At 53.5% G+C, this 11,311-nt stretch carries 8 protein-coding genes; 4 read left to right on the forward strand and 4 right to left on the reverse strand.

The features are described from left to right. The first annotated feature begins 2 nt into the window (after positions 1-2). The 3 genes from ACTZWV_RS17725 to ACTZWV_RS17735 are packed head-to-tail and all read left to right on the forward strand — an operon-like array spanning position 3 to position 6,087. On the forward strand, positions 3-1,007 hold the full coding sequence (locus ACTZWV_RS17725; RefSeq protein WP_444787815.1) for a glycoside hydrolase family 43 protein: 1,005 nt from the start codon (positions 3-5) through the stop codon (positions 1,005-1,007). 11 nt (positions 1,008-1,018) lie between these two features. Beyond that, the gene (locus ACTZWV_RS17730) at positions 1,019-3,523 is read left to right on the forward strand and encodes a glycoside hydrolase family 3 N-terminal domain-containing protein (RefSeq protein WP_444787816.1); all 2,505 of its coding nucleotides are present in this window, start codon (positions 1,019-1,021) and stop codon (positions 3,521-3,523) included. Then, positions 3,502-6,087 (forward strand): glycoside hydrolase family 3 protein, encoded by a 2,586-nt coding sequence (locus ACTZWV_RS17735; protein WP_444787817.1) that lies wholly within the window; start codon positions 3,502-3,504, stop codon positions 6,085-6,087. Before ACTZWV_RS17730 ends, ACTZWV_RS17735 begins: the two co-directional genes overlap by 22 nt. A 4-nt stretch (positions 6,088-6,091) precedes the next feature. Here the strand turns inward: ACTZWV_RS17735 and manD are convergent, their stop codons facing one another. Next, the gene (gene manD / locus ACTZWV_RS17740; RefSeq protein WP_444787818.1) at positions 6,092-7,300 is read right to left on the reverse strand and encodes a D-mannonate dehydratase ManD; all 1,209 of its coding nucleotides are present in this window, start codon (positions 7,298-7,300) and stop codon (positions 6,092-6,094) included. A 174-nt stretch (positions 7,301-7,474) separates the two neighbouring features. Between manD and ACTZWV_RS17745 the strand changes: the two genes are divergently transcribed. After that, complete coding sequence (locus ACTZWV_RS17745) at positions 7,475-9,373, forward strand: sialate O-acetylesterase (protein ID WP_444787819.1); 1,899 nt, start codon at positions 7,475-7,477, stop codon at positions 9,371-9,373. An 83-nt stretch (positions 9,374-9,456) separates the two neighbouring features. On the opposite strand, the gene ACTZWV_RS17750 is transcribed toward ACTZWV_RS17745, so the two are convergent. The 3 genes from ACTZWV_RS17750 to ACTZWV_RS17760 all read right to left on the reverse strand — a co-directional run bounded on the left by ACTZWV_RS17750 (position 9,457) and on the right by ACTZWV_RS17760 (position 11,059). Next, on the reverse strand, positions 9,457-9,801 hold the full coding sequence (locus ACTZWV_RS17750; protein WP_444787820.1) for a 5-carboxymethyl-2-hydroxymuconate Delta-isomerase: 345 nt from the start codon (positions 9,799-9,801) through the stop codon (positions 9,457-9,459). A 75-nt stretch (positions 9,802-9,876) separates the two neighbouring features. After that, entirely contained in the window at positions 9,877-10,320 is a 444-nt protein-coding gene (locus tag ACTZWV_RS17755) for a hypothetical protein (protein ID WP_444787821.1), read from the reverse strand. 115 nt (positions 10,321-10,435) lie between these two features. Next, the gene (locus ACTZWV_RS17760) at positions 10,436-11,059 is read right to left on the reverse strand and encodes a hypothetical protein (protein WP_444787822.1); all 624 of its coding nucleotides are present in this window, start codon (positions 11,057-11,059) and stop codon (positions 10,436-10,438) included. Positions 11,060-11,311 lie beyond the last annotated feature (252 nt).

Here is an 11,311-nt window from a genome sequence, read left to right on the forward strand (position 1 = left end):
CCATGTCTGATAATGATTATGCCGCGTTAAAAGCGCGCGCCTTGTCGCAGCCGCTGATAGAACACATTTACACCGCCGATCCGTCGGCACATGTGTTTGACGGCCGCATCTATATTTATCCGTCGCACGATATCGAAGCCGGTATTGCCTTTAACGACAACGGCGATCATTTTGCTATGCAGGACTACCACGTGCTATCGCTGGACGGCCCGGATGCGGTGGCAGTGGATCACGGCGTGGCGCTGCATATTAACGATGTGCCTTGGGCAGAGCGGCAAATGTGGGCGCCGGATGCGGCGAAAAAAGGCGATAACTACTACTTTTATTTCCCGGCGAAAAACGCCGCCGGCCGCTTTCAGATAGGGGTAGCCAGCAGCAACAGCCCGACCGGGCCTTTTACCGCGCAGCCTGAGCCGATACAGGGCAGTTATTCTATTGATCCGGCGGTATTTGCCGACGATGACGGCAGTTATTATCTGTACTTTGGCGGCATTTGGGGCGGCCAGTTACAGCAGTACCGCGACAACCGCTACGCGGCGCACTACGGCGAACCGGCTGCCACTGAGCCGGCGCTGGGGCCAAAGGTGGCCAAATTAACCGACGATATGCTGCAGTTTGCCGAAGCGCCGCGTGAAATTATCCTTCTGGACCAGCAGGGCCAGCCGCTGCTGGCCGGCGATACCGATCGGCGTTTTTTTGAAGCCTCCTGGCTGCATAAGTACCGGGGTAAATATTACTTTTCTTACTCCACCGGTGATACGCACTTTATTTGCTACGCCACCGGCGACAGCCCCTATGGCCCCTTTACTTACCGGGGCCGCATATTGGAGCCGGTAGTCGGCTGGACCACGCATCACTCAATTTGTCAGTTTAACGGCCGCTGGTATCTGTTCTACCACGATTCGGTGTTATCTGAAGGCGTAACCCATTTGCGCTCGGTAAAAATGACCGAAATCTGCCACGACGACCAGGGCCGGATCGGCACCTTAACGCCGTACCGCACTTAACCGGAGGCGCTATGCGCAAGTTACTGTTTGTTGTGTCGCTGTCACTGTCGGCTACTACATTAGCCGCACAGCCATTGCCGTATCAGGATGCCAGCCTGAGCACAGAGCAGCGGGTCGATGATTTACTCGCAAGAATGACACTGCCGGAAAAAGTGGCCCAGCTGCAAACGGTGTGGCAACAGCGTCGTGGCATGGAAAACCGCCAACAACAGTTTTTAGCGGATAAGGCGGCAGAAATTATCCCGCTCGGTATCGGCCATATCGGCCGGCCCAGCGAGTTTAAAACGCCGCAACAAACGGCAGAGTTTAATAACGCGCTGCAGCGCTGGTTAAAGCAGCATACCCGGCTGGGGATCCCGGCGCTGATGCATGAAGAAGCACTGCATGGTTACGCCGCCTTTGATGCCACCAGCTTGCCGCAGGCGATAGCACTGGCCAGCAGTTGGTCACCACAAATTATGCATGATGTGTATGCGCTGGCGGCGCGTGAGATGCGCGCTACCGGTGCGCACTGGGCCCTAACGCCGATTTTGGATATTGCCCGCGACCCGCGCTGGGGCCGGATTGAAGAAACCATGGGTGAAGATCCTTATCTGATGTCGGCATTGGGCGTGGCTGCGGTACGCGGTTTTCAGGGCAAAACCGGTAAAACCGGTGCCTTTGCAAACGACAAAGTGGTGGCGACGTTAAAACACCTTACCGGCCATGGCCAGCCGCAGGCCGGGGTAAATATAGCCCCGGCCCAGATAGCCCCGCGCGAGCTGCATGAAGTGTTTCTGCCACCCTTTGAAGCGGCGGTAAAGCTGGCGCACGCTGCCAGCATAATGGCGTCGTACAATGAAATTGACGGCATTCCGTCGCATGTTAACCGCGGTTTGCTGCAGGACATAGTGCGTGGCGAATGGGGTTTTAACGGCGTGATTGTCAGTGATTACTTTGCTATTGAAGAGCTTAACAGCCGGCATGGCCTGTACGACAGCGATGCGGCTGCTGCTAAAGCGGCTTTGCTGGCCGGGGTAGATATGGAAACGCCGGATCCGAAAATCTTCCCGCAATTAACCGCGCTGGTGCAATCCGGCCGCTTGGACGAAAGCGCGATAGACACCGCAGTACGCCGCGTGCTGGCGCTGAAGTTTCGCCTTGGTTTATTTGATAACCCCTATGTCGATGCCGGTAAGGCCAATGCGTTGGTGGGTGCGGCGACACAGCGTGACTTTGCCAGGCAGGTGGCTGAACAGTCGCTGGTGCTGCTGAAAAATAACGGCATCTTGCCGCTAAATGCGGACAAAATCGGTAAATTAGCGGTGATAGGCCCGCACGCCGATGAAACTCTGCTTGGCGGTTACAGCAGTATTCCGCGCCAAACAGTCAGTATTTTTCAGGGTTTACAGCAAAAACTGCAGGGCAAGGCTGAGGTCGTATTTGCCCGTGGTACGGTTTTAACAACACAGCTGGCAACACCATTAACCCAGCCAGCGCCGGATGCTAATCAGGCCTTTATTACCTCAGATATCCGCCAGCGCAGCCAGGCCGCCGGCACTTTTTCGATGCAGCGCTGGAACCATGATGCTATAGCGCTGGCCGATGATAACGACCGCAAAGGCCTGCTGGAAGAAGCCGTGGCGCTGGCAAAAACTGCCGATGCGGTGGTGCTGGTGTTGGGTGAAAACGAAGGCTTATCACGCGAAGCTTGGGCTGAAACGCATTTAGGCGATCGCGCCAGCCTGCAGTTAGTTGGCAATCAGCTGCAACTGGCCAAGGCGATACTGGCCAGCGGCAAACCTGTGGTACTGGTATTAACCAATGGCCGGCCACTGGCGCTGGGCGAGCTGGCCCAAACGGCGCCGGCGATTATTGAAGCCTGGTATCTGGGCCAGGAAACCGGCGCGGCTATTGCCAATGTGCTGTTTGGTGAGGTATACCCGTCCGGCAAGTTACCGCTAACCTTCCCGCGCAGTGCCGGGCATATTCCCGCCTATTACAACCATAAAGCGTCGGCTAAACGTGGTTACCTGTTTGATGATATCAGCCCGCTGTATCCGTTTGGTCATGGCTTAAGTTACACCACATTCGATTACAGCGAGCTACAAATTGACGCCAGCCGCGCCCGCGCCAATGGCGACGTGCAAATCAGCCTGACGCTGCAAAACAGCGGCCAGCGCAGCGGTACTGAAGTGGTGCAGCTGTATATCAACGACCCTGTAGCCAGCGTAACACGGCCGGTTAAGCAACTGGCAGGCTTTGCACGGTTAGAGCTGGCTGCCGGTGAGCAGGCCCAACTGCGTTTTACGCTGCCGGTAAACCTGCTGGCATTTTTTGATCAGCAGATGCAGTGGGTAGTGGAGCCGGGTGAAATCCGTTTGCTGCTGGGCAGTTCGTCGGCGGATATCCGCTTACAAGGCAGTTTCAGTATTGACGGCGCAGTAACCGACGTCAGTGAAAACAAAGCTTATCTTAGCCGGGTCTGCGTGGCTAAAGCGAATCAGGAGGCACAATGCGACAGTTTAACGGAGTAATTTATACCCGCCAGCCAGGCGCAGTATTAATGCTGGCGGCGGCTTTATTGCTTAGCGGCTGTGGCCGGCAGGCGGCAGAGGATAAAACCGCAGTGGCTGCAGCACCAAAGGCGCAGGCAGCAAGCATCCGGGCGGAAAACTGGCCACAGCAGGCAGCGCCGATAGCGCGCAACGCAGCAATTGAACAGCAAATCAGTGCATTGCTGGCACAAATGAGTACAGAGCAAAAAGTCGGCCAGATTATTCAGGCCGATATCGCCTCGGTTACGCCGCAGCAGGTACGCGATTATTACCTTGGTTCAGTGTTGAACGGTGGCAATTCCGCGCCGGGCCGGGATAACCGCGTTGGTGCCGCCGCCTGGCTGGAATTGGCCGATGCCTTCTGGCAGGCCAGCACCGACACCAGCGATGGCCGACCTTATATTCCGGCGATTTGGGGTACCGATGCGGTGCATGGCCACAGTAATGTCAAAGGCGCGACTATTTTTCCGCATAATATTGGTCTGGGCGCAATGCACGAGCCGGAATTACTGCGGGCCATCGGCCGTGCCACCGCCATCGAAATGCAGGTAACCGGGCTGGACTGGACCTTTGCGCCGACCATAGCGGTAGCGCGTGACGACCGTTGGGGCCGTACTTACGAGTCGTACAGTGAAGATCCGGCGTTAGTGGCCAGCTATGCACCCTATATTCTGCAGGGCATTCAGGGCGAGCCCGGCGCTGATGATTTTCTCCGTGGCGAGCATATGCTGGCCACAGTGAAGCATTTTCTCGGCGATGGCGGCACTGTTGGCGGCAAAGATCAGGGCGACAGCATCGATAGCGAAGCGCAGCTACGTGATATTCACGCCGTGCCGTATTACAGCGCCGTTAAAGCCGGTGCCCGGGTGGTCATGGCGTCATACAACAGCTGGCATGGCAGCAAAATGCATGGCTTTGCGCCAATGTTAACCGATGTGTTGGTTGGCCGGATGGGCTTCGACGGCTTTGTGGTTGGTGACTGGAACGGCCACGGCCAGATAACCGGCTGTACACCAACCGATTGCGCCGCCTCGTTACTGGCCGGGCTGGATATGTATATGGCGCCGGACAGCTGGCAAACGCTGTATACCAACACGCTGGCCCAGGTTAAAGATGGCCGCATCAGCATGGCGCGGCTGGATGAAGCCGTTAGCCGTATTTTACGCATTAAAGCCGAAATGGGCCTGTTTGACCAGGTGAAGCCCTCAGCGCGGCCACTGGCCGGGCGTTATGAGTTACTGGGTAATGCAGAGCACCGCGCCCTGGCACGAGAGGCCGCGCGTAAATCGCTGGTTTTGCTGAAAAACAATCAGCAGTTATTGCCGCTTAAGCCCACCGGCCGGGTGCTGGTAGCCGGTGATGGCGCCGACAATATCGGCAAACAAAGCGGTGGCTGGACGCTAAGCTGGCAGGGTTCGGGCAACAGCAACAGTGATTTTCCCAATGGCGAGTCAATTTACAGTGGTATTAAACAAGCAGTCGAGGCCGGTGGTGGCAGTGTCGAGCTGAGTGAAAACGGCCACTTCAGTGCTAAGCCGGATGTGGCGATAGTAGTATTTGGTGAAGAGCCCTATGCCGAGTTTATCGGTGATCGCAGTCATTTAGCCTTTGATGATAATCGTGGCCTGCAAATTTTAACGGCACTTAAAGCCCAGGGTATCCCGACGGTAAGCGTGTTCTTATCGGGCCGGCCACTGTGGGTTAACCCGGAATTGAATCAGTCAGATGCCTTTGTCGCGGCGTTTTTACCCGGCAGCGAAGGCGGCGCCATTGCCGATCTGCTGTTCCGTTCGCCTGAGGGCGAAGTGCGGCGCGACTTTCACGGCAAGCTGTCGTTTTCCTGGCCGGATAACGCCACCGGCGAGCCGCTCAACGTTGGCGATGCGGACTATAAACCGCTGTTTGCTTACGGTTACGGCCTGAATTACAACGATAACAGCTCGCTTGGGATACTACATGAACAGGCCGGCATCAGCGCGGCTGAAATGCTGAATACCAGCCGTTATCTTTACGCCGGTAAGGCAGTAACACCGTGGCAGCTGCAACTGCTGGATGAGGGTAAGGTAACCGTAGTAACTGATGCTATGCATACCTCTGCCAATGGCGCCTTAACGGCCCAGGCTACCGACCGTTTGCAGCAGGAAGATTCGGTGACGCTAAGCTTTATCAAGCCGGGTGCGGTGGCGTTGACATTGGCTGACGGTGCTGTGCTGGATTTAGCCCGCCAGGCCAACGGCGATATGGCGCTGGAGCTGGAATATCAGATTGTAGCGCTTGGCAATAACAGTAAAGCAACCCTGGGCATGCAGTGCGGTGACAATTGCGCCAGTGCGCTGGATATCAGTACACAGCTGGCGCAGATGCAGGGTAAAGGCTGGCACAGCATCAAAATCGCGCTGCGCTGCTTTAGTGAGGCCGACAGCAACTTTGCTATCAGCCGGGTAACCCATCCAATGCTGCTGCAAAGTAGTGCCGGGTTGGTATTACAACTGGCCAATGTGCGGCTGGCACAAAATGAAGGTAATGCCACCTGCGGGAATTAGCTTTTTACCAGTTGAATAAGGTGCCATCTTCCAGCCGGTTTACCGGCAGGTAGGCCCGCTTATACGGGTATTTTGCCGCCAGCTTTTCGTCAATATCCACGCCATGGCCCGGGCTTTCGCCGCAGTGCAAAAAGCCCTGCTCAAAATAATAGTCGTGCACAAATACTGCATCGGTTTCATCGGTGTGGCGCATATATTCCTGAATACCAAAGTTAGGCACCCAGGTATCAAAATGCAGCGCCGCGCCCATAGTCACCGGCGATAAATCGGTAGCACCGTGAAAGCCGGTTTTAACATGGTACAGCTCGGCCAGTGCGGCAATACGGCGCAAATGCGTAATGCCGCCGGCATGCACCAGGGTGGTGCGGATATAATCTATCAGCTGTTCGCTGATCAGTTGCTGGCAGTCATGAATGGAAGAAAATACTTCACCCACAGCCAACGGTGTAGTGGTGTGCTGGCGGATCAGCCTGAAACCTTGCTGTAACTCGGCCGGTACCGCATCTTCGAGCCAGAACAGCTTAAATGGCTCCAGCTCTTTGCCCAGCCGCGCCGCTTCTATCGGCGTTAAACGGTGGTGTACATCGTGCAGCAAGTGCAGCTCGTCACCAAACTGTTGGCGCAGCTCGGCAAACAATTTCGGCGTATGGTTTAAGTATTTGCTGGTTGACCACAGGTTTTCGCCGGGCAGGTCGGCATCGGCCGGTTCATAAAACAAGGTGTCTTTTGATACGCCATAGGTAGAGGCTAAACCCGGCACGCCGGATTGGGCGCGGATAGCCTGATAACCGAGCTCACGGTATTTCGCCACTGCCTCAACAGTGTGGGCGATATCATTGCCGTTGGCATGGCCATACACCAGCACCTTGTCGCGGCTGCGCCCGCCGAGTAACTGATACAACGGCATACCGGCCGCTTTGGCTTTAATATCCCACAGCGCCATATCCACTGCCGCCAGCGCTGTCATATTCACCGGGCCACGGCGCCAGTACACACCACGGTAAAAATACTGCCAGATATCTTCAATCTGGCCGGCATCGCGGCCAATCAGGCAGGGCAGCATATGCTCGTTCAGCATAGCAACTACCGCCAGCTCGCGGCCATTTAAGGTGGCATCGCCTATACCATACAGGCCCTGGTCGGTTTCAATTTTTAGTGTGACAAAGTTACGGCCGGGGCTGCAAACAATCACCCGCGCGGCAATGATTTTCATAGTGCTTAACCTGTTAGCGAAAAGCTCAGGCTAACATGCGCGCTGCCGGCTGCAATTGAGAAAGCCGCCGCCGGTTTTACGTTTTTTGCTAAGCGCTTAGCCATTATTGCGCAAAGGCTTGGCGTGATATAACAGCATGTTAGGCTGGGCAGATAGCCTTGCCGGAGATGCCTGATGAATAAATTAATCCTTACTGTAGCCTTAAGTTGCAGCCTGAGTGCGCAGGCCGATATTCGTTTACCAAAATTAATCAGCGATAATATGGTGCTGCAGCGTGATACGGCGCTAACCTTGTGGGGTTATGCCACAGCCGGCGAGCAGGTAACAGTGCAGTTAAACGGTGCAGTGCCGGGCCAGGTGCAGGCTGACAATGGCCGGTGGCAAATTACGCTGCCGGCGCAACAGCCCGGTTGTGGCCATCAGCTGCGCTTTAGTGGCAGCAATCAAATTACGCTAAAGGACATTTGTTTTGGTGATGTCTGGCTGGCGTCGGGCCAGTCGAATATGGAACTGCCGATGGCGCGCCTCGCCGAGGCCTATCCGCAGGATTTAGCCAGCGCCAATTATCCGCAAATCCGCCAGTTTACTGTGCCGCAACAGTATAACTTTGACGCGCCGCAGCAAGATCTTAGCGCCGGGCAGTGGCAGCCGGCTACCACAGAGCATATCGCCGGTTTTTCGGCACTGGCATTTTATTTCGCCCGTGATTTGTTCAACCATAACGGCGTACCAATAGGCATGCTAAATAATGCGCTGGGCGGCTCGCCGGTGGAAGCCTGGCTGAGCGAAGAAGCGCTGCAGGCGTTTCCTGATGCACTGGCGCAAGGGCTGCGCTTTCGCGATAAGCAACTGATTGCCGATATTACCGCCGCCGATCAGGCAAAAAATAATCAATGGTACGCCGATTTAGCCAGCCGCGATGCCGGTTTGAACGGCGATATGCCCTGGTACGCGCCGGCGCTGGATCACAGTGGCTGGCAAAGTTTTACTGTACCGGGCTTTTTGCCGCAGCCTTTTACCGGCGTGTGGTGGCTGCGCAAAACCGTGCGGTTAAGCGCAGCGCAGGCCGCGGCTGCTGACACACTGCGGCTTGGCTCAGTCGTTGATGCCGACGAGGTGTATATCAACGGTGTTAAGGTGGGTAATACCACTTATCAGTATCCGCCACGGCGTTATGCGCTGCCACAGGGGTTACTTAAAGCCGGTGATAACCTGATAGCGGTGCGGGTTATTGCCACTAACAACAAAACCGGCCTGATGCCGGATAAGCCTTACTGGTTAGGCACGGATAAACAGCATATAGCGCTTAGCGGCCAGTGGCAGATGCGCCGCGGTGCCACCGCCGAAATACTACCCGGTGATACCTTTATCCGCTGGCAGCCGCTGGGTTTATATAACGGCTTAACGGCGCCGCTGACCAAGCTGCCAATAAAGGGCGTGATCTGGTATCAGGGCGAGTCGAATGTCGGCCGCGAAGTGCAATATCAACAGCGCTTTCGCGCGCTAATCCGTGACTGGCGCGCTAAGTGGCAGCAGCCAAAATTGCCGTTTTTATATGTGCAGCTGGCCAATTACCTGGAGAAAAACCCGCAGCCGGGCGACAGCGGCTGGGCGGCACTGCGCGAAGCCCAGCGCCGGGTGCAGGACGAGCCGGATACGGCGATGGTGGTAGCGATTGATGTCGGCGAGTGGAACGATATTCACCCGGTGGATAAAAAAACGCTCGGTCAGCGCCTCGCACTGGCAGCCAGAGCGGTAGCGCTGGGCGAGAAGGTGCAGTATCAGGGGCCGCAGTTGCAAAAGGTACAGGCGCAGGGCGATAAATTACGGCTTAGCTTTGATCAGCAGCTGGTACTGAAACCCGGCCAAAGCTTTGCCATCGCCGGCAGCGACGGCCAGTACCGCTGGGCGCAGGTACAGTTGCATGGTAAACAAGTAGTGCTGTCGCATGCGGATATTAAAGCGCCGGTAACTGTACGCTACGCCTGGGCCGATAACCCGGATGCCGTGCTGTATAACAGTGCAGGCTTACCGGCGTCGCCTTTTACTGCTCAGATTAGCCAGCCAAAGTAAGCTGCTTAGCCCGGCTATGGCTCTTGGTTTTAAATGTACTTATCGGGGTTTCCACAAGCCGCTATTTTATTCAGCTGTATTGCTCAAAGCATATTCCGGTTACAGTAAGTGGCCTTTTCAAACTCACTGACATTCATCGCAATATTTGGCACATGCGGAAACATAGCCACTAACTTCTCAACAACCGCTTGTGACAACTTCGCCCGCTGCTCAATGGTGCGGCCTTGCATAATGCTTGAAAAAACGTGAATGAAAAGCTCACGTTTTCCCCCAACCAGATACTTACTGTAAGGATCAACCCGGACTTTAATATCACCAATATCAAACAAATCAGAGGCAACAGCAACCAAATGAATTTGCTCTGCAATATATTCCTCAGGGTGACTTTCCAGCACCTCAACCGAGCAATCGACGATAAAATGTGGCATTGTTTTTCCTCTACGCGTTGAACTGCAAACTGTCCAGCGTAAACAGTACGCGGGTTGTAGCACTTTGTTATGCTTTTATAGTAAAGCCAGCAAAGCAGTTGCTCCTGCGCCAATCAGGCCTGCAACTGTGGCGTTATTAAGTAACTCTTTTAATTTTGACTTTGCTTCCAAGTCATTACTTTTAGCTACATTTTCAACTAATTCTTTCACACTGACATGAACACTTAGCGAATTACCATTTCCGACTTGGAATGTACTACCTGAAATATTACCGATAGTAATTGAATGCTGAGCTGAACTAACCGGATTTGCTAGTTCAGATAAAAACTTTCTTCCAGAAATTGTTATTCTTGGTTCAAGGTAGCTATCTCCACCACCGCTACTAGCGTCAATTGCAGTAACATAGCCTTGTTTGTACAGCTCTTTGAAGATACCTATAAGTGCAAATTTACCTTCGGTAATTTCCTCTGGAAATTCGTTTTTTGATAAAAGTTCAAGAATGTGTTTATGTTCTTCCATAACTTCTCCGATGCCTAACGCCCAAATTTAGCGCGGAAAGCCGCGCAGCGGATTGACGTCGCAGCCAGCCGCTTTTTGCTGGCGATAAAATTTGATTGTTAGAACGTGATTGACGCTATTTCTCAGCTTTTTTAATACAAAATACTGTAAGGAGCAATGAGGTAGCCGGGTCAAAACCGTAAGCCCCCGCATCCATAACTCTATACCTGCAACTTACATCCACAACATCGCCAAGCTGATTACCTAAAAACTCTAGGCGTGCATCAAGTAATTGACGGACACCATAACTTCTTGCTGATGAACCTAATCTGCTAATCGCAGCAATATAGCCGGTTTCGAGCCGCTTCGATTGGTGTGGCTCCGAAGCTAATGCCTTTAATCTTTTTGACTCTTTAAGTAACTGCCGCTTACTTAATGAACGCTTTACTTCAATGATGTGCCTCAGTTTCCTTGAGCCTTTACTGATAATTGCTATATCAAATTTTCCATTTATTCTGAGTTCATTTGGGCTTATATAATTTTCCAAGCCAAACTCATTTAAAACCTCTTTAACTGGCATTTCGAGTCGATAGCCAAGTGTCGGAAATTTATTTGAAAGCTCATTTGCGATGAAAACATTTAAAAAATATTCTGGCATTATACGAATATGAACACCAGACCTTTCAAAAGCATCACTGGATGCTCTCTCCATAGCGTCAATGATAGAATTTTGCAATTGTATTTTTGTTGCTCGAGCCAATCGATAATCTCCGATGAAAGTGCTACGCCCCGCTTAGGGGTGAAAAATATGCAGGTTAAAATTAGGAGCAAAGCGACTGGAGCCTGCGTGTTTTTGTGCCAGCAAGTGCAGTGAGCGACTAAAACGGTTTGTTAGCACCTGCTGCTTCAATAGGTCCAATACACTGATTGATAATTAGGGTCAGATCATTAGGGTCAGATCCTGAGGGATCCCCACGAATTTAGCCCTCCCATTCAATGTTGTAACTCCTCG

The organism is Rheinheimera sp. NSM, assembly GCF_052380015.1.
Taxonomy (GTDB): domain Bacteria; phylum Pseudomonadota; class Gammaproteobacteria; order Enterobacterales; family Alteromonadaceae; genus Alishewanella.